The sequence below is a fragment of the Fictibacillus sp. UD genome, assembly GCF_043558025.1.
Lineage (GTDB): Bacteria > Bacillota > Bacilli > Bacillales > Fictibacillaceae > Fictibacillus.
In genome coordinates this window covers 211,669-233,230 of sequence record NZ_JARUHH010000006.1, presented here as the reverse complement: position 1 = coordinate 233,230, position 21,562 = coordinate 211,669, and the positions used below count along the sequence as shown (strand labels likewise).

Below are 21,562 nucleotides of genomic sequence, written 5' to 3'. Positions count from 1 at the left end.
TTTGCACGTGTGAATGTCCGATTCACTAAACATCTAGCCAATTGTATCGCGGTTTCGAGCTATATTGAGCATGCTCTCTTCTTTTTTCTGCACTTAACATTGCCGTTAATGTCCCATAAAAGTATTGGACGAACGTTGTTTTGATATTGCGATGTTTGTAATAAAAGACTGTTGTTTTGAATGCTTCGATCACAATCGTTGTCATATGTTCTAGAGGTGTATTGAAGTTGAACTTCTTATAAGCCAAAAGTGCTTTTTGCCAGAAGGTGTAGATTTCATTCGCTCCATCAAAGAATGGTTTTACTGTATGTATAAAGATGTTCGGCACAGTATTCGGTACGAAGGTGTAATCAAGGTCTTTTGATGAATATAGATTATCATAGTGTAATGTATGAACCTCTTTTTCCTGACGTATGTTTAGATCTTTATTTTTAAGATTTATAAAGAGCTTTTCAGTTTCCTCAGTCAATTGTTCCCCTTCTCCCTTACTGCCACAAGCGGTTTCCTGATTATCACATTGTGTCATTTGCGTATCACACGGTAAATCAAATGGTTGAAAAACAAAAATATTATGACTGAATCCTCCACTTGATCGATACGTTTTATACGTTTTCAACATTCCTGCATTCTTCGCTTTTCGCAGCATTCGTACGAAGGTAGCTCGTGAAATTCCTCCTTGTTTGGCAGAGCAAGCGGATACAAGCGTCGCGATTTTCGCATTCGCCACCCCTGGCACTACCACACAGTACTGACTTAAAACTTCGAATGCGATAAATTCTGAATGCGTAAATAAATCAGGGTGCCTTTGCAAAAACACCTCTTTATGTCTGTTAAACTCAGCCACACTATGAAATTTACTCAACTGTTTGAACTGATAAATATTCCCTGCTCTCATCTTTTCTTCCCCCTTTTCATTGACTCATCCTATAAATGTCTGGAAGCAGTGAAAAGGAGCCATCGGAGAAATTTTTTTAATTAAAGCATGCCACGATGTTTATTCCAATGTGAGATGGGAAGAAAAGAGTTATGAAACAATAATAAGGAGTGATTCATTACATGTCTAATCAAAGTCATCCAACAGGTCAACCCGCACAGCATCAAAACCAACAGCCAGGTGTAGAATCAGAAATGACACCGAAACCCCAATCAGAAAGTCCAAGATATAAAGGAAGCGGAAAATTAAAAGGTAAATCGACGCTGATCACAGGTGGTGACAGCGGAATCGGAAAAGCCGCTGCTATCGCGTTTGCAAAAGAAGGGGCAAATGTCGCCATCGTTTATTTAGAAGAGACTGGTGACGCAGAAGAAACGAAGAGTCAGATCGAACAAGAAGGTGTAAAGTGCTTGCTGATTCGAGGCGATATTGGAGATGCGTCGTTCTGTGAGCAAACGGTTCGAGACGTTGTCGGTTCGTTTGGCGGACTGGACGTTCTGGTGAATAACGCAGCCGAACAACATCCACAGCAGAACTTTGAGGATATTACAGCCGAACAACTGGAGAAAACGTTCCGTACGAATATTTTCAGCATGTTCCATTTAACAAAGGCTGCACTTCCCCATTTGAAGCAAGGAAGCAGCATCATCAATACAGCATCAATCACGGCATATCAAGGACATCCAGAGTTGATCGATTACGCTTCTACAAAAGGAGCGATTGTTTCGTTTACGAGATCGTTGTCAAATAATCTTGTGAAGAAAGGAATTCGTGTAAACGGAATCGCACCAGGCCCGATCTGGACACCGCTCATTCCTTCTACGTTTTCAGCGGATAAAGTTGAGCAGTTCGGTAAAGATACTCCGATGGGTCGCCCAGGACAGCCGGAAGAACTTGCCCCAGCATATGTGTATTTAGCAAGTGAGGATTCTTCTTATGTATCAGGGCAGATGATTCATATTAATGGTGGTAAGGTTGTTAACGGATAAGTATCAAAAATCTTGTAGAAATAAAGTTTGCAGAACTCGATCTGCAAACTTTTTCTGCGAGCTAAAGTTAGTAGTGGTGGGAAACACGTGGCATTTTAAGAGAAAACAACCTCAAAAGAAATAGATATACAATATGTAAGAACAAGTACCGTAATATAACATCTATAATTAAAATTAATAGTTACAAAGAACTACATCATTCATTCATCAACTTTTTTACAGGTACAAAGGATCTAGTCTTGTTCTTATAAAATGAATTCTTAATAACTATTTAGACGAACCACAAATACGTCGATATTCATATTAAAATTACGTCTATTGTCGGGGTGCAATTTGCTTATGATTAAGATGAAATACCATAGAATGATGTTCAAGTACTTTTTAGTTCTTTATAAGAGTTCTATCGATCACGAATTAAAAGCAACGTTGTTAAACAAAATAGATTATCACGAAAAACGGATACAATACATACTCACGAAGGTCGCAAAATGATTATGTAGAAGGCATTTTCATAATTCATTTTACTGTAACTTAAACCTAATTTTTCACCAAGCATGTTAAACTTATGTTTAATAAACATTAATGTAATTGTTGATTAAAGAAAAAAGCCCATACTTAATGAAAGTATCGGCTGACATTATATGATATGGTCAATTGTAGGGTTAAACTCTTTATATTGATACTTCATGATCTTAGAAGTGTTCCAGCGTTTCTCCATAAGAGTCAGCTTCTTCTTGACATAATCAAATGGTGCTCTTCCCTGGAATTCGTCGCCTAAATAGATTTCACATTCATTGTTTCCTTTGTACACGATCTTCAATACGTGGCCGTTGAGATGACAAACATACAAACCATTTCCTAATCGGATCACGTCTAAACTCCTTCCTTTTCAGAACGCTTCCAAGCTTCATATGCCAAAAATCCCCGAATGTCTTCTTGGTGTATGCCCATCTCCTTTGCTTGTGAGACGAGTTCAACCCATTCAGCATCAAGTGAATCCACTTGACTATATAGTAATTTTTCCACGGGAACCTCCAGTGCTTTAGCTATTTTCTGAATCATATTCGCAGATGGGTTTGTCTCATGATTCTCGATGCTGCTCAAATAACTTTTTGAGATCCCTGCAATCGAGGCAAGTTTTGATAAGCTTATATATTTTTTTAAACGGTATTTTTTAATTTGTTTTCCTATTTTTTTGTTCACAGTTAACAACTTCCTTTGCTATAAAACCTCCTCTTTGTACAGGACAGCTTTTACGATATAGCGATGCGTTGGATTTTTCATTGGATGACACGTGATTAACGTAAGAATGCTTTCGTTCTTGTTGTTTTTGAGAACGGAAAGATCAGTAGGTAGAACGAGCAGCTTTTCCGTAATTTTGTAAGTTAGGATTTTTTGAGTGGTTTCAACTTGAATCAGGTCACCAGACTCAACTTCTGGTAGACGGTTAAATTGTTTTCCGTACGTATAACTTCTATGGGCCGCAATGGCTGCGTTCCCTGTTTCACCTATTGGCGCTGTACCGTTCATGTGTCCTGCTGCCACTTTTAAATTTTGCATTGACGCGCCTTCCATGATTGGAATGGTTAAGTCGATTTTATTGATGGTCATTTTACCGATAATAGAGCTTTTAACTTTGTCTTGTTTTTCATCATTCTTAGGACGTTTCTTTTCTGAGAAAACATCATCGAGCTGCTGTGAACTTTGTTGAATGAGGGAATCTGCCGAAGCAGATTCCCAGTTCTCCAACAGTTGTTTTTCTTGATACGAGTAGTACATACTCTTGGCTTTTGGGTACGACATAGTCGTAATCCCTATAATAATCAATAAGTATGCAAGCCACTTCATCACTTACCCTCTTCTAAACGGGTTCGTTAACATAGATTTTTTAATCAGTAATAATACTAAGCCAGCCACTGACATGAACACCCCTGATAGAATTAAGAACATCGGATTCTCTTCACCCGTTTGTGGAAGCGATCCTGTGTCGTTCGTTGGCGGGCTAGTCGGTGTGCCGTTTTCGTTTTGTGGAGGTGTGCTGCTTCCTGGTGGGTTATTGCCGTCGTCTTCTCCTGGATCTCCTCCATTAGTAGGTGGGTCTTCTCCCTCACCTTGAACTTGGATTTCAAAAGATGTGGTTAATCCTTGAAACTCATTTCCCGCTTCACCAGGTAACCCTATTGAAAATGTTAGTGGATGATTGGTGCTGGCTGGCAAGACTTTTGGTGCAATGTTTAAATCCTTTAATCTGCCTTTAAATAATTCTGTATTTTCGTGTTTTACGGTTACATTGAGTTCGTTAAAAAGCTTTTCACCTGACTTGAACATCGATTTTACCGTGTATTTCACAATCTGGTTTCCTGTGTTTTTGACAGTTAGTATATGGTCCTCTACATAACCAGGACGCATATTTTCCATATGAAATTCGGAAGGTGTTAGTTCAAGTCCATAACTGCTATTACTAAAAGAATAAATTTTTTCAGATTGTAAAGAGAGGATTCCAATTATCAATACGGAGATGATTCCAACTATCATCCGTTGAATCTTCTTCCTTTTATACATAGAACTACACCTCCACTCCCAAATAGTTATGATCAATACATACATTTCTATTACGCATCTTTTTGAGCGTCTTCTTTACTCTCAGTGGCAGGTGGTTCTACCGTTTGAGTGGTGGGAGCAGCAGGTTGATTGTTTTCTGTATTGGTTGTTTGATTGGTTGTTGCTGGGCTTTCAACGGGTGGTGTGGGTGTTGACTCTGCTGGTGGTGCGGGAGTGTTTGTTTCTGGCTGCGTTTGTTCAGGTGCTGCTGGTTGTTCAGGTGTTGCTGGTTGTTCAGTCTGTACCGGTTCTTCTTTTTTCACTTCTGGTTGCTGCTTTTCTTCATTCTTTTGGTCTTCAGTTTTGTTTTCTTCAACTTTTTCTTCTTGCGGCAGTTCAACTGGCTTAATCATTTTTGCTGAATCAAGCGGAATCACAATCTCTTCATCCACATAACCCTGAAAACCGAATAGATGGTATTTAATTTCTGTAGATTCACACGAAGGCAGATAATCTGTATCCTTTGTCGCACTTACGATCGATTGACCAGGTTTTAGAACTTTTGATTTTGAATGATTACTTTGGCTGTCACTCAAAAGATCTAGCTTAATTGGTATATCGATGTTAGAGATGTTCGTGATCTTCAGACTGCTTTGCACTTGACAGTTCTCCAGATACTTGACCTTGCCTAGATCAATTTTCAATAGATCGGCAGTCATAGCGTTCGTAATTCTGCCTTCTGCATAAGATTGTGTGGTAAACCAAGCAAACGTATCATACTTCGAACCCATGCAGAGTAAGCAATAGCTCATGATAATCAAAGAAATAATTATATGTCTTTTCTTCTTTCGTTTTCTGGCCTGTTCCAAAATAGCACCTCCTGCTTTAAAACAATTACTGATCTGAAGCTATATGAAAGGCAGCCGACAAAATCGACTGCCCGCTTTTTATAACTATTTAGCTTCTGCTGCAGGTTCCATTTCTGTACCAGCTGCTGGACCAAACTCAGCACCATCATCTGTTTGCTTCGCTTCTACTTTAAACTCTGCATCATAGTGAGCACCTTGATATTCATTGCCCGCACTATCGAGAAGTTTTACAAAGAACATGATTTCAATATTTTGGTTATCTTTAAGTTTCCAGAACTTCCCTTCTCCAAAATGGATTGTCTTTTCATGGTTAGCAGCTTGTGCTTTCATTGCGCTTGCTTCATCCGCTGATAACAAGCCGCCCTCTACTTCATAACTTGCAGCTGTTCTTGACTTTCCATTTGGTACAACTGGGTTTGTTTCACCTTTATCAAAACCTTTTTGGAACGCGATTGCCATATCTTTTAAAACCGTTTCGTTCGGTCTTTCTGCATATTTAACCGCCAGGTAGCCAACTTTATATTTCCTAACTGACGCCTTATCTACTGAATGTGTGTAGGAAGCTCTTAGGGTTTGATCCAAGCTGCCTGTGTTATCTATTTTTTTGAAATCACTTACTAGCATTTGAGAAGGAGCAAAATTTGTATGTTTAAATAACTCTGTATCCATGCCAAGTGTTAATGTCCCGTTATCGATTGTCCCATTAGCCGTTTTTACATCTGTAAACCAAGAGTATGTTCCAAATCCTGCAGATACTACCAATGCTCCAGCTAGTGCTGTTCCTAAAAATGCTTTCTTTGCTACTCTCATTATTATTGCCTCCAATAAATTAGTTTTTATTTTTTCTCTCATCCAAGCTATGTAACACTCCCCTATCAACTAACTGAATAGCCCCACCTCCTAAAATGAATAAAGTATTTTATAAAGCTTTAGCTTTTTCTTTTCTCAGTAAAAATTTTGAAATCAAATCATAGATTTCTAAAAGTAAATATCCTAGTAGCGGTACTAATATAAGAAGTGTTATTCCAACCGGACTGCTTACAAACTTAGAAACATAACCAGCCTTTGGAATGGTGAAGACGTGCGTTCCTACTACATCATCTGGAGTAACAATCTCATCATCATTTACGTTGTTGTTATCCCCTTTTGTAACGAACCCTCGTTCAGTCTGCTCTACTACTCTATGAGTAATTAATTTACGATCTCCCTCTTTAAATGTAATTACATCATTTACAGCAATTTCAGATGCTGGTTTGTTTTTTACAAAGACCATATCGCCGGCTGAAAAGGATGGCTGCATACTATTTGAAAGAACCGTAAAAGGTTTGTAGCCAAAAAATGAAGGAATCTCATCTGGATTTTTACTAGCTTGATAGGTGATATATAAAAGAAAACAAATACTGAGCAGAATACAGAACACGATTGTGCTTGATATGACTTTCAAAATCGTTTTGTTCATTCCAACACATCCTTTGTTCGTTATAAAGCACTTTCTGATTAACAATTTACACTACCACCTAAAACCTGTCAACTAATATTAAGAACAAATTGTTCTTAATTTTGTCGACAAAATCCTACAAAATACATTCAATTTATCTTCTTACACTTAATAAATGATAAAAAAAGAATCCAAAATTTTTTAAATTTCAACGAAAGTCAATAGACGGAGTTCTATATACCGTACAGTTTTACTTTTCTATTAAATTGTTTAATTTAGCTTTACAAAAGTTTACTATTTTCGTATGATTCTAATTATAGAACTGTTTGTTCTATTTATCGAACTTACATAAGGAGATGATGTTCAGTTACTTTTATAGCTTTTCGGTTGTCTAAAACAATGAAAAATCAGGAGGAGAAGAAATGGGAAAATGGAGTAAAAAGCTCGGCACTTCTTTAATGCTGACGGGGATTTCTATGAGTTTACTAGCACCATCTGCTTTCACAACGAGTAAAGCAATGCCATTGGAAAAATCCTATTCAAAAACATCCGCCATCTTAGAATCCGCACCTATTGATATGCACTTAGTAGATCAAGATCGTCTAGCAAAAGCGCTTAAAGAACAAGGAATTATTGCTAAAAATGCTACAAAAACCCAAACTGAAAAAGCTGTTAAAAAGTACATTGAACTCAAAAGCAAAAAGGGACCAGCTGTATCTACCGAAACAAAAGAGAAGCATGCAAAAGATATTTCCAAACAATCAAAAGAATTTTTGAGCAACCAAAAAGAAAAGCTTTCTAAAAAGTTAAACAACACGCAAACTTTAACGTCTGGAAGCGGATTTATGAATGTAGATCCTGCAAAGGCAGCGAGGTATAAAGGTGGAGTTCGCGAAGATAAAGTACTCGTGCTTTTAGCCGAGTTCTCTGACTTTAAACATAATAATATTGATCAAGATCCTGGTTACATGTACTCTGAAGACTTTAATCGTGAACACTATGAGAAAATGTTGTTCGGCGATGAAGACTTTGAGTTGTTCGATGGCTCTAAAGTAAAAACTTTTAAGCAATATTATGAAGAACAATCTGGAGGAAGCTACACGGTTGACGGCCACGTTACGGAATGGCTGACAGTCCCTGGAACAGCTAAAGAGTATGGGGATGACAATCCAGCAGGTGGACACGATAACTTAACACCTAAAGGCCCTCGCGATTTTGTAAAAGATGCTCTTAACGCAGCTGCAGCTAGCGGCGTAAATCTAGCAGACTTTGATGAACTAGATATCTATGATCTTGATGGTGACGGGAATATGAACGAGCCAGACGGATTGGTAGATCATTTAATGGTTATTCATGCAGGTGTAGGCCAAGAAGCGGGTGGTGGCCGCTTAAAAGATGACGCAATTTGGTCTCATCGCTGGGTTGTTGGAAACGCTCCATACCGAGTTCCTGGTACTACAGCGAAGGTACCTTATTGGGGCGGACAAATGGCTGCATTTGATTACACGATTGAACCAGAAGATGGAGCAGTCGGCGTATTTGCTCATGAATTCGGACATGATCTAGGTCTACCAGATGAGTACGACACGATATACTCTGGTGACGGTGAACCTGTTGCTTCTTGGTCCATCATGAGCGGCGGAAGCTGGAATGGAAAAATTGCAGGTACTGAGCCAACAAGTTTCTCACCTCAAAACAAGGAGTATTTCCAAAAGGTGATGGGTGGAAACTGGGCTAATATCACGGAGATCGATTTAAAGGATCTTAACTCTTCCGGAAAATTAGTGAAAATTGATCAGTCCGTAACGAAGTCTAAGAATCCAGGAATTGTAAAAGTGAATTTACCAGACAAACCGGTAAAAGGAATTGAACCTGCATTTGGTAGCAAATATTATTACAGTACTAAGGGTGATGGGATTCACACAACGATGAAGACACCTCAGTTCGATTTGACCAACGCGACTTCGGCTTCTTTTGACTATAAAGCTTATTATGACGTAGAATTTGATTACGATTACTTCTATATCAAAGCTGTTAAAGAAGACGGTACAAAAGTTGTATTAGATACAATTGGTGATGATGACACTGATGGAGACGCAAGAGCAGAGTCATCTAAAGGCGAATGGGTGGATCGCTCACATGATCTATCAGACTTTATAGGACAAAAAATTTCTTTAGAATTTGAGTATGTAACAGATGGCGGCTTAGCTTTAGATGGAGTTGCTATTGATAATCTCTCCTTAAAAGTAGATGGACAAGAAGTCTATTCTGATGGCGCTGAAGGAACACCATCTCTTACTTTAGATGGTGCAGTAGTAACGGATGGTATCTCTTATGCGAAACACTACTACTACATCGAGTGGAGAAATACTGCAGGATCAGATATGGCACTTCAATCAAGCCGTGGCGTTAAATACAACACGGGAATGGTTGTATGGTATGGTGATGATAGCTTTGGCGACAACTGGACAGGTATTCACCCTGGTGAAGGATTTATCGGCGTAGTTGACTCACACCCTAAAGCAATTGTAGGTACGAAGGATGGTAAGCCAACGGTTGAAGATTCTACTCGTTATCAAATTGCGGATGCAGCATTCTCATTTGATAAAACACCGAGCTGGTATATCAATTCGCCAAGCCGCGGAATCTTTGATTACAAATCTCAAAACGGAGTACCAGTATTCAACGACTCTGTAACGTATATTGATAACAAAGACTACAACGGCGCGTTAGAAGATGGCAAAATTGATGACGCAGGTAAGATTCTACCGAAGTATGGCCTAAAGTTTACAATCTTAGGAGAAGCATCAGACAACTCTGCTGGATTAATAAAGATCAGTAAGTAATTGGGATGAGAAAGACCTTCGTTCATCTGAACGAAGGTCTTTTTGTATGTTGCGATTTTGAGAGTGATAGATTGGTAATTCGCTGATTTGTATACAGTTGATTGCACAAAAATAAACTAGCTATTGAGGTATCTGCATTATCCCTGCAGTATACCGTCCAACAGCTAGCTAATAATTGTGAACACTTTCATTGTGACTAGTAGTTAACCTTAAAACAGTTCGCTTCATTCCTATACTCTCTTAAAAGGGTTTTGTAGAATCGACTTTTTTACAAGCAATAATGCGAGACCAGCCATCGAGATAAATAATCCAGACAAAATAATGAAAATTGGATTGTCTTCCCCTGTTTGCGGAAGAGTGCCCGTGTTTTTTTCAGGCGGATTGGTGCTGTCATTGCCAGGTGGAGTGCTATCATTATCTTCTTCATCAGGTTTTTCCGTATCTGGCGGTGGTGGTTCGTTCTTTCCTTCTGCATAGAGAATCAATTCAACTTCCGTATTTAATCCTTGAAACTCGTTTCCAGATATATATGGAAATTCAACCGTTACGGTTAATTTTTCTTCTGAAAAAGCAGCTAAAGGACGTGGATCAAGTCCTTTGAAGTCTTTTAGATCACCTTGGTAAACCATACCTGACTTATCTTCTATTTTGAGTTGAAATTGATTATAAAGTTTCTCGGATCCCGACTTCATCTTGGATTGAATGTTATAAGAAAAGTCCTGATTACCATTGTTCTGAATCGTTAGTTCACGAGGTGCCCAATCACCAGGTTTAAAGTTATCAATATCAAAAAGTACTTTTTCTGGTAGAGTATCTATTTTGATTTCTGGTGTGCTGGTGTCTGCACCGGTGCTGCCGATCGGGATGAAGAAGGTGGCAATAAGGATAATGCAGCTATAGATTAGAATCAACTTAAATTTGTTTGAGTTAAGTTTCATAGATTCACCTCTCAATCTTTATCATAGAGGTACTTTTTATCAAAAAAAGGTGGGAGTAATGCGTTCCCACCTCTCTGTAATAAACTTTAGTTATCTTAATTCGCCATCAGTTTGATTTGCTGTAAACTCCCACTTAAGTTTTAATGTATCGCCTTGGAAGACATTTTGATCTTGTTTGTTATCAACGAATTCCATATACACTCCAAGCCAATCGCTAGTACCTGTAGCTAAGCCCTCTGTTCCCCATCTATCATCCCCAAAGATCTTATCGAATTTTTCTTCTACAGCCTTTGGAGACATAGATTGCAATTCCGCTAACGTAGTATCCCAAACAACGAGTCCTTTTGCCGGATTACCAATTGGAGTTTTATCCCAGTTAAGCATGAAATGTACTTTAATATGTTCACCTAAATCTGCACCGTTGTTGTCTCCCTTAGCATCTTTGATAGTGTATGAAGTATTCATTACTACATTTTTGATGTTTAAGGTCCCTTTATTTTGAAGTTCAAATTCTCGATACATTGAATCTCCTGGTTTAAGATTATCAAGATCAAATATTTTAGTTGGATTTGCAGCTAAATCAAGTGTCCCAGCCGCAAAAGTATTGTTCGTTGTTGCTGTATCACTAAAGTACGCATAAGTTCCCCCACCAACTAACGACAAACCTAGTGCTGCTGAAGCTACCCCAAGACCTAATTTCTTCTTTAAACTCATATCAAACTTCCTCCCTTTCACCCTTTTTTGGGTATGTACATTTTTATATTGAATCCGTAAAGATTTAGTATCATTACGGAGTTTCAATCACAACATTAATTGGAAGTCGTAGTTGTTTCTTTCGCTACTTCAACCTCTTTAATTGCTTTCCAGATTGTAACTGCAGAGTATAGAAGTAGTAGAACACCTGGTAAGATCAGCAGTAAAGCAGAACCCATTGGCGATTGCGCAGCATTTAGAAGGTAACCGATATAAGGAATTGTAAAACCGTTATGCACTCCTACGACATTAGCTGCTAGGACTGGCTGTAAATCAGCCGCATCATTGTTGTCGCCTTTTGTAATATATTGTGTGCTTTCACCAGTTCCTCTGACTTCATGCACTCGGTGAGTAATTAACTTTGTCTCAGATTCTTTAAATGTAATGACATCACCCTTTTGAAAACGTGTTAGATCTTCACCTGGTTTTATTGCGATGACTGATCCAGTTTGTATACCAGGTTCCATTGATCCAGAAAGAACTGTTTTTAGCTGATAACCCATTACAGTAGGTTCTCCACCTGAAGCTTTTGAGGAAATCACAACAAAAGCAGTAGAAATTAACGTGAGAAACAATATTGTAGTGACAATGTTGCTAATCCATCTTTTCACCATTATCATTTTCATTCCAAATCATCCTTTTGCGTTTCATTTTGTTCTATAGGCTGAGGATTTGAAGTAGTTTCGGTTACTTCCGTTATTGGTGTATTTGAAGTTTCTTGTGTGTTTGGATCAGTTGTCGTGGTGTTTTCTGGATTTTCCTCTTCTTTTACTTCACTCGTTTGAGATGAAGGAGCCTGTTCTGTGGCTTCTGGTGCTGTCTCCGGTGTAACAGGTTCAATTTGCTGCTGCTGTTCTTGCTCTGGGGTTTTATTAACCTCTTCTACTTTTTCAGGACTGTTTTTATTTTCTTTTGCTTCTTCAACCGCCTTTGAATCTGTGCAATTCAGATTTATTTCATCACTCCAAAGCTCGCCTTGACCTGGATGACCTGTTCTTTGATATGCTTTAAATTTATAATTTCCGTTTTTATTTGAGGAATAAGATAGGTTAAAGCTTTCTCCTGTTTTTAATGCTTTAACTTCTCCACCACTGATCTTCATTCCATCTTTTGGGTTTCCCTTTTCAGCCCACCATACTTCGTAATTGACCGAACCTTGCATATCCCTGTCTCCTCCATTTTTAATGGTGGTGACAACGGGTATACATTGGCCTTTATTCACAGTTTGTTGTTTTGCTATAAAAGATAGTGAGCTTTGATCCCACCAAATTCCTACCTTAATTTCTCCATTCACATTCTTAGTATCATTAAAATACGCAGCCGTGTTTCCTGTTAGGTATAAAATTGAGAAAGCAAAAGTATAAAAGATAAGACCGATTTTGAGACTAAAAACATAAACCCAGTTTTTATCTCTAAATTTGCGTAGACGTTTCACTCTAATGTGGATTCCCTCCTTTTTCATAAGGATCAGGATACAAATTTGTTCTATTTAAAGAACACTTACACCGTTATTATAGAACGATTTTACTAGGTTAAAAACCTTTATTTAAAACGATTTTGTTCTATTTATCGTATAATTGTACTAAGTATCTTTAATTTTCTTCCATTTACATACAATATTGTATTTTATTAAATATAAGTTGTTCATTATTAAGAACTTATTTTTGGAATGTTATTACTTTGGAGATATCAATCGAGGAAACTTTAACCTTATGAAACCAATAGCTTGATAGCAACTTACCTAACATCTGATTAATGGAACTATAAATTCGCATGGTATTTTCAGTGTTGAATTTTGATTCTTTATTACAATATATTTACGATTTAGGTGAACCCTATCATAAAAGTGAAATGGGCATCGATTGGTATTATGACAAAGAAACCAATCAACTGATGAGGGGATATGGAGTAGAAGTATTAGGTAATGTAAGAGATCTATAAGATAAATATTTCTTTACAGTTAATATTTTCCATAATATGATTACATTAGATTGTTTTAAAGGAGCGCGGTCGATGTATATTATTCCAACCGGCAGTTCAATTCAAAGTGATTATGATTTTAATAATCACCGTTATTTGATGGTGAAAGTGGACGTGGTTTGTTCGAAAGAAAAGATGACCGTTGACTCAGGGTATATCGATGATTTTAATGAAAAATTAGTTGTTGTGAATGGAAAAGCATTCATCAGAAATTCACACCTGTTTGTCTCAAAAACATAAATGTTATAGCTTTAATGGGTAGCTGTGGATAGCTACCTTTTTTATTTGGAACTTTTTTTTATAATTATCGTATTACATTCAAAACCTTCAAGGAGATAAAAACATGTCTGAATTGAATGTATTACTCGAACAATACTTTTTTATCTCTACGCTTCTATTACTTTTCTTAACTATTTATCAGCTGCCTGCTGTTACTTCTTATGTTGGCAAGAAAACTTTGTGTTCTTGTCAATGTATTAAAGTAACTACAAATATCGTAATAAAACTACGCAGCCGTGTTTTACATATAAGAATTTTCATTTTTACCCTTCGAAAGCTTAAGATTAAATACTCATCGAACAATGATCTTGAAGATTGTTCACTCCTTCTCTAACGAATAAAAAAGAGGAGGAGACGAGATTTTGAGTATTTTTGAGTTCATTGTATTTCCTTTCAGTCAGTTATTACATGTTGTTGCAGATTTATTTAATGGCAGTTATGGATTAGCAGTAATCACCATCACATTGGGTTTACGGATCATTTTATTTCCACTGTTTATTAAGCAAGCTAAACAACAAAAAGAAACCAACCATAAACTTGAGCTGATTAAGCCAGAGTTAGAAGGCTTAAAAGAGAAATATAGAGATAGGAAAAAACCTGAGGAAATAAAGAAGCATCAAGAGGAAATGGTTCAACTTTATGGGAAGTATAAGATCAATCCTTTTTCTACCGGGTGCCTTCCTATGCTTATCCAGCTACCAATTGTGATGGGAATGTATTGGGCGGTTATCGAGTTAGCTAAAGTTTCAAATCATTACTTTTTAATGTTTAATTTTACTGAGACAAGTATCGTTTTAGCTTTGATAGCTGGGTTTATCTACTATTTTCAGGGTAAGAGTAGTCAGTTTACGACCAGTACAAGTAGTCCAATTAACATGAAATGGATGATGCTTATATCCCCCATTGTTATCTTTATGGTGTCTATTAGCAGTCCTGCCATTCTGCCTTTTTACTGGTCAGTGAATGGAGTGCTTCTGATTGTTCAGAACATCATAATTAAGAGTATGGTTTGAGTGAAAGATGGTTAATAGTTCAGCTCTCCTTCTCTTTGAAGGAGGGCTATATTTTACGGTAGTGTTCTTATCATTGTTATACATCCGTGCACGATTACATGTTTTTCACGTAGTTGAATTAATTTCACGCGCGGTTGAGCCTAAGTTGCCCGCACTTCGAGCTTAGTTGCGCACAGGTTGCTGCTGTTCTCACGCAGTTAAGTACTAATTTTGACTTTCATAATAAAAAACCTATAAAAAAAGAGCTGAAAACCTCACTAAGAGGCACAGCTCCTCACTATTATGCTATTTTACCGTCACTTCGATTGGCTCAGAGACCAAATTCCATTCTTCGCCCAACATTTCAAACGTATGTTTAACAAAAACTTGTGCTTTACCTGGTGCAACAGCTTCAATTGTGTTCCCATTTACGCGCACTACTCCATTATTATCTGCCACGAACAACTCAGTCTCAATATTTTCGCGCTGATCCACACGATAACTCACTTTCGCCTTCGCATTCACCGTATGTGTTTTCCCTACATTCAGATTAAGCTTCTTTAAAGGTGTTTCCAACTGAATCGGTGATGCTGTCAGCCATTGTGTATAGTCTGTGATCGGTCCAATCAACCCTTGCTTCAGCTTGTCCACGAATGGTGCTTCTGCTCGGAACGTCCAGTGCATGCTCATCTGTCCACGCTGACGCATGTACTTAATGAACTCTGCATATACCGTTCCATAGCTAGCATTCAACGTCACATCATTCCTTGTTCCATAGTCCACCATCTTTTTGGCGTTCTTTAGTTTTGCATCTAACGTTTTTGGCTCAGCAGCTGAAAACAAATACCCAATCGGCAGCTCTGGCGCTATCTCGTTCATCAGCTGCATGCTGTCGAGATAGAAACTTTGCATCGAAACTTGATCCATCATGCCTTCACTCTTGATCTCATCGATTACTTGCTGTTCGATTCCACGGTCTTTTAGTTCAACTAAAAGCACAACATCTTTGCCTTTAAATTCTTGTAAGAATTCTCTAAAAGTCGGTACTTTTTCACCAGTAAATTCTTCTCCCTTATAAATCCCTGCATCCAAAGCACGGATTTCTTCTAACGTTAACTGATCAACCGCTCCAGTTCCGTTCGTCGTTCGATCAACTGTATTATCATGCATAATGACTAGATGTCCGTCCTTCGTGATCTGAACATCTGTTTCAATCTGGTCTGCCCCTAGATCATAGGCCATTCGGTAGCCGACCATCGTATTCTCAGGTGCAAGTGATGGAACACCACGGTGAGCTGCAACAATCGGACGTTGAATAATGGTTCTTTCAGGATACTGACCAAAAGCGGTAACGGCATAAGCTGGCTGGTTCGTTACTATTCCGTCAACACCTAGATGAAGCAGTTCATGCGTATCAGCCATCGTGTCACCGCCAACACCCCAAACCGAAACCATTCGGTTATGCAGGTAATAAACGTTATCCGCCGTTAGGTTCTTAAGCGGAATCATCACCATCTTACTTCCACTTTCGTGAACTTCTTCCACGATCTGCTGCAGGTCATGTTTGTTTAGTGCACTTTTATCATACACAAGACCACCGCGAATCTTAGGGTTTATCTCTTTAATCGTTTTAATAATGTCCGTGTTACTTGAAACGACTTGCACATCTGTTGTAGACGTCTCGTTTAAAGCGGCAACTACAGCTTCTTCTATCCCAGTCTGTTCAATATGTAAAACTGGAATCTTTTTTGTTTTAAGGTTATTCAACTGGTCTTTTAACAATTTATCGTTTCCGTACAAAGTCCCATCTCTAGACTCAACTTTTAATAAAGCAGATCCAGTCTGATCATTGTAAGTCGCAACTCTTGGTCCTTCAATTAAAGTCGGCGCGTTGATCATATTTGTTGGTGGTTCATCTGGCAGGAGGACGCCTGAACTCGGAACCGGCGGCAGTTCACCGTTGAATGAAGTCAACTTCACATTATCGTATTGAACAGTAGAACCTTGTGCTTGAAAACCAATATCTCCATCCAGCCATTTTGATGCTCCAGCCGTGTCTACTACCAATTCTCCATTCACAAACTGCTGCACACGATTTTTGCTCGCAATTACTTTTAGACGATAGCTTTTATTGTACTGAAAGTCCTCCCTATAAAAGTTCGTTTCGGTAACATTCCAGGCGTTCTTTTCGGTCCGTTCCGCAAATTCCAGTCCATTTAGCGCGGTCATTCCGCGTCTAACCGCAAACTGATAATACGGATAGTTTTCGTTTTGCACACGATACATGATCGATGCCCACCGTGAATTTTCGACAGCAGACACAAAGGTCATATCGGCTTCAAACACATAGTTTCCGTTATTATCATCAGCTAGGGGTACCACTATACGTGCAGGTTTGTTCGTTGCTGGTGAAGTCAACACAAGCTTTCCATCCTGCACCTTCCCATCTCCTTCAACCACTTTCCAGCCATTCGGAAGAGCTCCGTTACTTATACCATCAAAAGATTCGTTTACGATAACCGTGTCATTCGCTTTTACCGGACTTGATACTTGTGGAACCACAAGACTTAGTGCTAAGGCAGACGTTACAACTAGATGACGCAATGAATGAGTTTTCACGTTATTAAACACCCTCCTGAAATAATAGTTTGTGAAACAATGAGCAAAAAGACCTAGATCACCTCCTTAAAAGAATTTAAATAAGTCATCAGTACCGTGCATTTCTGCTAACATATGGTAAACTTTTCATAGAGAAATCGTATAAATATTCAAAAAATACAAACGAGGTGTGCACAGAAATGGAACTTGTTAATATGGTAGAATCACAGATTATTGCTTCGATTAAGGATCAGAAAGATATTGATAAGGCGATTAAAAGTTCAGCTAACATCGCTTTTCTTTTAACAGGGGACATCTCGACAGTTGAAAACTATATCAATCAATTGCGTGAAGCAGGTATGTATATTTTCATTCATCTCGACTTTATGGAGGGCTTGTCCAATTCCAGAAGTGCAGTTAAATATATTGCGGACGTTTGGAAACCAACTGGCATTATTACAACAAAAATAAACATGATTAAATATGCGAAAGAAGAAGGGTTAATTACCATTCAACGAATTTTCTTAATCGATCGTGCGGCCATTCAAAAAGGCATTGAAATGGTCAGCTCGTGTAAGCCAGATGCGGTAGAAGTGCTGCCTGGTTTGATGCCAAAAGTGATTGACCAGCTGTCGCGCCAGCTCAAGCTTCCTCTAATCGTTGGCGGTCTTATTCAAGAAAAAGAGGATATTCTGTTAGCACTTGAAGCTGGCGCGCTCGCTGTGTCTTCTGGCGATCCGCGCATGTGGAAATTTGATCTATAAATTTACTACCTCTTTAATACTATCAAGAACATAGGACGGCTTGTATAAAGATTTTGTTAACATTTCTTTATTCGTAACGCCTGTCATAACAAGTACAGATTGCAGACCATTCTCAATTCCCATACGGATATCGGTCTCAAGCCTATCACCGACCATGTAACATTGAGAAGGATCTAGCTTTAAAACTTGAGAAACGACATACTCAGCCATCCATTTGGAAGGTTTTCCTGTAATGGACTCAATTCGCTGACCCGTTACACCTTCAAGTGCACCGATCATGGCACCGCAGTCCGGGATTTCTCCTCCTAGCACAGGACACGTTCGGTCAGGATTTGTTGCGATAATGGTCGCTTTGTTTAGCCATGCTTGAAAAGCTAGATTGATTTTTTCATAGCTGAATTGTCGGTCCCATCCTAGTACGACGAACCTTGCTTGTTTCGCGTCATACGTCATCGGGATACCTTCATCAGCCAGCTCTTCAATAAGTGGCTGCTCTCCAATTACGAGTGCCGCTTCACCAGTTTCTAGTGCTTCTTTTAAAAATTTTGCCGTAATGAAGTTGGAGTTGATCACTTCATCTAGCTCGACCTCAATGCCTAGTTTTCTAAGTTTTTGTACATAGTCCATGCGGGTGGATATGGATTTGTTTGTTAAAAAAACGACCTTATCTCCCCGCTGTTTGAGGGCGGCAATCGCTTCTGCCGCTCCCTCAATCATCTCTTCATCTAAATACACCGTTCCATCCAAATCAAAAATAAACCCTCTAGTCAATGTTCTTCCTCCACCATCCATCTTATAGTTGATTTTTTGAAATGCGGTTTGCTATGGCTTGCAGAATTAAAACGATGATTACGAGAACGACCGACATGGCCGCTGCCGTGTAATATTCACCGCGCAAAATGTTCTGGAAAATCGCTAAACTCATCGGTGCCCAGTCTGCTGGTGCTAATAATATAGATATACTCGTTTCTTTAATAACGGTGATAAAAACAAGAATCGATCCCGCTGCAATTCCAGGCAGCATCAATGGTCCGATGATTGTAATCGCCGCTGTTAACGGTGTTGCCCCTAAGTTAACCGCTGCCTCTTCAATGTCCTGTTTAATGGCACGCATCGTACCCATCGTCGAACGAACCATGTAAGGGAGTCTTCTGATTGTGTAGGCAACAATCAACAGAAGTGCCGTTCCAGTTAGGTGAAGTGGTGCCGTGTTAAACGTTTGAATAAGTGCAATACCAAACGCGATACCTGGTACAACAAGCGGAATGGACGTCATGAAATCAAGCTTAGAAGAATTCTGTCTGACTACAAAATACGAAACAAATGTCGCGATGATTACACTTAGAATTAAGGCTCCAAGTGCGAGGACAATGGAGTTCTGTATGTTACCCATCGAACTCGTGAAAATGGTTTGATAGTGTGATAATGTGTATCCGTTTGGAAGCGGATTTTTCCCCCACGTTGTCGCAAGAGATTGCAGGACTATGGATAACATGGCAAGCACAGGGATGATCACAAGTACGAGCGAGTAAACCGATAGCGTACGCGTTAACCCTTTAGAATCGTTAAGCTTCTGCTGTTTCGGCTTACCAGAAACAGAGCCATAGTTCTTTCCTTTTGTAAAAAGGTGCTGCAGCCAAAAGAAGAACGCTGCAACGAGTACCATGATGACGGTCAGAATTGCAGCTCCACCCCAGTTAAAGAATCCCGCAATTTCACGGTACGCTTCAACAACCAGCAAGTTTAGGTCTTTTGGTGCAAGGATAATCGGTGTACCAAAGTCTGAGAACGAGACGGTGAAAATTAAGAGAGCACTCGAAATCACACCAGGAATCGCGAGCGGAAACGTAACGAAAATGAACGTGAACCAGTTTCTTGCACCTAAGTTCAGTGATGCTTCCTCAAGCGAGATGTCACTCACTTTAAACGCTGCGACCATCGGCCAAAGTGCGTACGGAAAGAAGAAAAACACTTGAACGAGCACGATTCCCGCCATTGAGTAAGGATTCAGCAGCATCCCTTCCCCGCCAAGTGAGTTGTAGATATACGTCACCCAGCCGGCGCGGCCAAACATGATGATGATAGCGTATGCCGAGATAAACGTCGGAACGATAAGTGGAATCGTACATAGTGCTGCGATCGTCTTTTTTAACGGCATCGTCGTACGTGCAATTCCGTATGCGATCGGAATACACATCACGATAACGATTAGAGAAACTAAAATAGCGAGCTCTAAACTATTTTGAACAGCTGAAAAGTACGTTTTGTTCGTAAAAATCTTTTCATAGTTATCAAATGAGGCTGAACTGAACTTTTCAATAGTTGAATTCAAAATGTTAGGATCAGTGATAGAACCCAACAAGTTGATAGGCTGGCCGGTGAAGCTGACTAAGAATACAGAAACGAGCGGCAGCAGCAGGAAAACTCCAAAGAAAAGATAGATCAACACTTTTACAAGCGTAAGTCCGTTAAAAGACCTGAGACGGTTCTTCATATTAACAACACCCTCTCAGGATCGATTGTTAACTGCACCTTCTCTCCTTCTGTCAGGATCGCCTCGCCTGGAACAAACGTTGTATCCACCACCAGCTGGTATTCTTCTACTTTAATGTCGTACCGAACAATTGAACCAAGATACGTCGAAACGAGTACTGTTCCTTCAATAATGTTGGTTAACTCGTCAGAGCTGATCGTTCCTGGTTTGAACGCTTTAATGTTTTCTGGACGAACAATCACGTTCACTTCTTTTTGATCGACATGGTTTGTCGATTTGATAAGGAAGCCGTGTCCTTTTACGACAGAATAGCCATTCTCCTGACCAACAACCGTTCCTTTTAACACGTTCGACGTACCGACAAAATTCGCAATGAATGGTGTAGAAGGCCTGCTGTAGAGCTCAATCGGTGTTCCGATCTGCTTCACTTCCCCGCTGTCCATAACGGCTACTCGATCTGCCATACTCATCGCTTCTTCTTGATCATGTGTTACAAAAATCGTTGTGATCCCAAGATCTTGCTGAATGCGGCGGATCGTGTTACGCATCGAGTGACGCAGCTTTTGATCCAGGTTCGATAACGGTTCATCCATTAAAAGTACAGCCGGCTCCATGACAAGCGCTCTTGCCAGTGCCACACGCTGCTGCTGACCGCCTGATAGTTCACTCGTGAGTCGCGTTGCGTGCTTATCCAGTTCAACATATTCAAGGATCTCCATTACCTTTTGCTCAATTGGTTTCGGATATCTTCCTAGTTTTCTATTAAGAAGTCTTAAGTAGATTGGCAGTTTTGCCGCGATGTTGCTTGAATTTAATTGTTTAATGTTCAAGCTGTAGGCGACATTTTCAAATACGTTCATATGCGGAAATAGCGCATAGCTTTGGAACACCATCCCACAGTTTCTTTTGTTCGGAGGAATATGGTTGACTTTTGCCTCTCCGATTTGAATGGTTCCTGAAGTTGGCTGCTCAAAGCCCGCGATACATCTCATGGTTGTTGTTTTTCCACAACCTGATGGTCCAAGAAGAGCGAAGAACTCGCCCTCTTGGATATCCAGGTTTACATTTTTCAAGGCATGAACACCAGAAAACTCTTTTGTTAGTTGTGAAACTTTAACTGAACCCATTCTCTACCACCCCTAATGTG

The 21,562-nt window shown here is 39.3% G+C and carries 22 protein-coding genes; 6 read left to right on the top strand and 16 right to left on the bottom strand.

Annotation, left to right across the window (positions count from 1 at the left end; all coding sequences use genetic code 11):
- Nucleotides 1–25: 25 nt before the first annotated feature.
- On the bottom strand, nt 26–895 hold the full coding sequence (locus P8610_RS12545; protein ID WP_394604659.1) for a hypothetical protein: 870 nt from the start codon (nt 893–895) through the stop codon (nt 26–28).
- Between the two features lie 161 nt (nt 896–1,056).
- On the opposite strand from P8610_RS12545, the gene P8610_RS12540 reads away from it, so the two are divergent.
- Nucleotides 1,057–1,923 (top strand): SDR family oxidoreductase, encoded by an 867-nt coding sequence (locus P8610_RS12540; RefSeq protein WP_394604658.1) that lies wholly within the window; start codon nt 1,057–1,059, stop codon nt 1,921–1,923.
- Between the two features lie 637 nt (nt 1,924–2,560).
- Here P8610_RS12540 and P8610_RS12535 read toward each other — a convergent pair.
- The 7 genes from P8610_RS12535 to P8610_RS12505 form a co-directional block, all read right to left on the bottom strand.
- Nucleotides 2,561–2,794: a hypothetical protein gene (locus P8610_RS12535; protein ID WP_394604657.1), complete on the bottom strand. Its 234-nt coding sequence runs from the start codon at nt 2,792–2,794 to the stop codon at nt 2,561–2,563.
- 2 nt (nt 2,795–2,796) lie between these two features.
- Nucleotides 2,797–3,126, bottom strand: coding sequence for a helix-turn-helix domain-containing protein (locus P8610_RS12530; protein ID WP_394604656.1), 330 nt, complete (start codon nt 3,124–3,126; stop codon nt 2,797–2,799).
- 18 nt (nt 3,127–3,144) lie between these two features.
- The gene (locus P8610_RS12525; protein ID WP_394604655.1) at nt 3,145–3,771 is read right to left on the bottom strand and encodes a class D sortase; all 627 of its coding nucleotides are present in this window, start codon (nt 3,769–3,771) and stop codon (nt 3,145–3,147) included.
- A 3-nt stretch (nt 3,772–3,774) separates the two neighbouring features.
- Nucleotides 3,775–4,485 (bottom strand): LPXTG cell wall anchor domain-containing protein, encoded by a 711-nt coding sequence (locus P8610_RS12520; RefSeq protein ID WP_394604654.1) that lies wholly within the window; start codon nt 4,483–4,485, stop codon nt 3,775–3,777.
- 50 nt (nt 4,486–4,535) lie between these two features.
- The gene (locus P8610_RS12515; protein WP_394604653.1) at nt 4,536–5,333 is read right to left on the bottom strand and encodes a hypothetical protein; all 798 of its coding nucleotides are present in this window, start codon (nt 5,331–5,333) and stop codon (nt 4,536–4,538) included.
- Nucleotides 5,334–5,417: 84 nt separating this feature from the next.
- Nucleotides 5,418–6,143: a TasA family protein gene (locus P8610_RS12510; RefSeq protein WP_394604652.1), complete on the bottom strand. Its 726-nt coding sequence runs from the start codon at nt 6,141–6,143 to the stop codon at nt 5,418–5,420.
- Nucleotides 6,144–6,252: 109 nt separating this feature from the next.
- Nucleotides 6,253–6,792: a signal peptidase I gene (locus P8610_RS12505; RefSeq protein ID WP_394604651.1), complete on the bottom strand. Its 540-nt coding sequence runs from the start codon at nt 6,790–6,792 to the stop codon at nt 6,253–6,255.
- Between the two features lie 401 nt (nt 6,793–7,193).
- On the opposite strand from P8610_RS12505, the gene P8610_RS12500 reads away from it, so the two are divergent.
- Nucleotides 7,194–9,617, top strand: coding sequence for an immune inhibitor A domain-containing protein (locus tag P8610_RS12500; RefSeq protein ID WP_394604650.1), 2,424 nt, complete (start codon nt 7,194–7,196; stop codon nt 9,615–9,617).
- A 230-nt stretch (nt 9,618–9,847) separates the two neighbouring features.
- On the opposite strand, the gene P8610_RS12495 is transcribed toward P8610_RS12500, so the two are convergent.
- The 4 genes from P8610_RS12495 to tapA form a co-directional block, all read right to left on the bottom strand.
- Entirely contained in the window at nt 9,848–10,555 is a 708-nt protein-coding gene (locus tag P8610_RS12495) for an LPXTG cell wall anchor domain-containing protein (RefSeq protein ID WP_394604649.1), read from the bottom strand.
- Between the two features lie 90 nt (nt 10,556–10,645).
- Nucleotides 10,646–11,269, bottom strand: coding sequence for a TasA family protein (locus P8610_RS12490; RefSeq protein ID WP_394604648.1), 624 nt, complete (start codon nt 11,267–11,269; stop codon nt 10,646–10,648).
- Nucleotides 11,270–11,364: 95 nt separating this feature from the next.
- Entirely contained in the window at nt 11,365–11,928 is a 564-nt protein-coding gene (gene sipW, locus P8610_RS12485; protein WP_394604706.1) for a signal peptidase I SipW, read from the bottom strand.
- 2 nt (nt 11,929–11,930) lie between these two features.
- A complete protein-coding gene (gene tapA / locus P8610_RS12480; protein ID WP_394604647.1) occupies nt 11,931–12,743 on the bottom strand; it encodes an amyloid fiber anchoring/assembly protein TapA in 813 nt (270 codons plus the stop codon).
- A gap of 578 nt (nt 12,744–13,321) precedes the next feature.
- Here tapA and P8610_RS12475 point away from each other — a divergent pair.
- The 3 genes from P8610_RS12475 to yidC all read left to right on the top strand — a co-directional run bounded on the left by P8610_RS12475 (nt 13,322) and on the right by yidC (nt 14,580).
- Entirely contained in the window at nt 13,322–13,528 is a 207-nt protein-coding gene (locus P8610_RS12475; protein WP_394604646.1) for a hypothetical protein, read from the top strand.
- Between the two features lie 103 nt (nt 13,529–13,631).
- Nucleotides 13,632–13,901, top strand: a complete 270-nt coding sequence (locus P8610_RS12470; protein WP_394604645.1) for a hypothetical protein — start codon at nt 13,632–13,634, stop codon at nt 13,899–13,901.
- A 28-nt stretch (nt 13,902–13,929) separates the two neighbouring features.
- Nucleotides 13,930–14,580, top strand: coding sequence for a membrane protein insertase YidC (gene yidC / locus P8610_RS12465; RefSeq protein ID WP_394604644.1), 651 nt, complete (start codon nt 13,930–13,932; stop codon nt 14,578–14,580).
- Between the two features lie 285 nt (nt 14,581–14,865).
- Here the strand turns inward: yidC and P8610_RS12460 are convergent, their stop codons facing one another.
- A complete protein-coding gene (locus P8610_RS12460) occupies nt 14,866–17,178 on the bottom strand; it encodes a glycerophosphodiester phosphodiesterase family protein (RefSeq protein ID WP_394604643.1) in 2,313 nt (770 codons plus the stop codon).
- Nucleotides 17,179–17,357: 179 nt separating this feature from the next.
- Between P8610_RS12460 and P8610_RS12455 the strand changes: the two genes are divergently transcribed.
- Nucleotides 17,358–17,921, top strand: coding sequence for a glycerol-3-phosphate responsive antiterminator (locus tag P8610_RS12455; protein WP_289494210.1), 564 nt, complete (start codon nt 17,358–17,360; stop codon nt 17,919–17,921).
- On the opposite strand, the gene P8610_RS12450 is transcribed toward P8610_RS12455, so the two are convergent.
- From P8610_RS12450 to P8610_RS12440, 3 genes are read right to left on the bottom strand one after another with little or no spacing between them, the layout of a single operon-like run.
- The gene (locus tag P8610_RS12450) at nt 17,916–18,692 is read right to left on the bottom strand and encodes an HAD-IIA family hydrolase (protein WP_394604642.1); all 777 of its coding nucleotides are present in this window, start codon (nt 18,690–18,692) and stop codon (nt 17,916–17,918) included. The genes P8610_RS12455 and P8610_RS12450 overlap by 6 nt on opposite strands.
- A gap of 22 nt (nt 18,693–18,714) precedes the next feature.
- Complete coding sequence (locus P8610_RS12445; protein WP_394604641.1) at nt 18,715–20,415, bottom strand: ABC transporter permease; 1,701 nt, start codon at nt 20,413–20,415, stop codon at nt 18,715–18,717.
- Entirely contained in the window at nt 20,412–21,542 is a 1,131-nt protein-coding gene (locus tag P8610_RS12440) for an ABC transporter ATP-binding protein (RefSeq protein WP_394604640.1), read from the bottom strand. The genes P8610_RS12445 and P8610_RS12440 overlap by 4 nt, the downstream gene beginning before the upstream one ends.
- Nucleotides 21,543–21,562 lie beyond the last annotated feature (20 nt).

What these genes read in the sequence shown, in the direction of transcription:
- P8610_RS12545 (WP_394604659.1), bottom strand. Translation starts at nt 895, where the DNA reads ATGAGAGCAGGGAATATTTATCAGTTCAAACAGTTGAGTAAATTTCAT.
- P8610_RS12540 (WP_394604658.1), top strand. Translation starts at nt 1,057, where the DNA reads ATGTCTAATCAAAGTCATCCAACAGGTCAACCCGCACAGCATCAAAAC.
- P8610_RS12525 (WP_394604655.1), bottom strand. Translation starts at nt 3,771, where the DNA reads ATGAAGTGGCTTGCATACTTATTGATTATTATAGGGATTACGACTATG.
- P8610_RS12520 (WP_394604654.1), bottom strand. Translation starts at nt 4,485, where the DNA reads ATGTATAAAAGGAAGAAGATTCAACGGATGATAGTTGGAATCATCTCC.
- P8610_RS12510 (WP_394604652.1), bottom strand. Translation starts at nt 6,143, where the DNA reads ATGAGAGTAGCAAAGAAAGCATTTTTAGGAACAGCACTAGCTGGAGCA.
- P8610_RS12505 (WP_394604651.1), bottom strand. Translation starts at nt 6,792, where the DNA reads ATGAACAAAACGATTTTGAAAGTCATATCAAGCACAATCGTGTTCTGT.
- P8610_RS12500 (WP_394604650.1), top strand. Translation starts at nt 7,194, where the DNA reads ATGGGAAAATGGAGTAAAAAGCTCGGCACTTCTTTAATGCTGACGGGG.
- P8610_RS12495 (WP_394604649.1), bottom strand. Translation starts at nt 10,555, where the DNA reads ATGAAACTTAACTCAAACAAATTTAAGTTGATTCTAATCTATAGCTGC.
- P8610_RS12490 (WP_394604648.1), bottom strand. Translation starts at nt 11,269, where the DNA reads ATGAGTTTAAAGAAGAAATTAGGTCTTGGGGTAGCTTCAGCAGCACTA.
- sipW (WP_394604706.1), bottom strand. Translation starts at nt 11,928, where the DNA reads ATGATAATGGTGAAAAGATGGATTAGCAACATTGTCACTACAATATTG.
- P8610_RS12475 (WP_394604646.1), top strand. Translation starts at nt 13,322, where the DNA reads ATGTATATTATTCCAACCGGCAGTTCAATTCAAAGTGATTATGATTTT.
- P8610_RS12470 (WP_394604645.1), top strand. Translation starts at nt 13,632, where the DNA reads ATGTCTGAATTGAATGTATTACTCGAACAATACTTTTTTATCTCTACG.
- P8610_RS12455 (WP_289494210.1), top strand. Translation starts at nt 17,358, where the DNA reads ATGGAACTTGTTAATATGGTAGAATCACAGATTATTGCTTCGATTAAG.
- P8610_RS12445 (WP_394604641.1), bottom strand. Translation starts at nt 20,415, where the DNA reads ATGAAGAACCGTCTCAGGTCTTTTAACGGACTTACGCTTGTAAAAGTG.
- P8610_RS12440 (WP_394604640.1), bottom strand. Translation starts at nt 21,542, where the DNA reads ATGGGTTCAGTTAAAGTTTCACAACTAACAAAAGAGTTTTCTGGTGTT.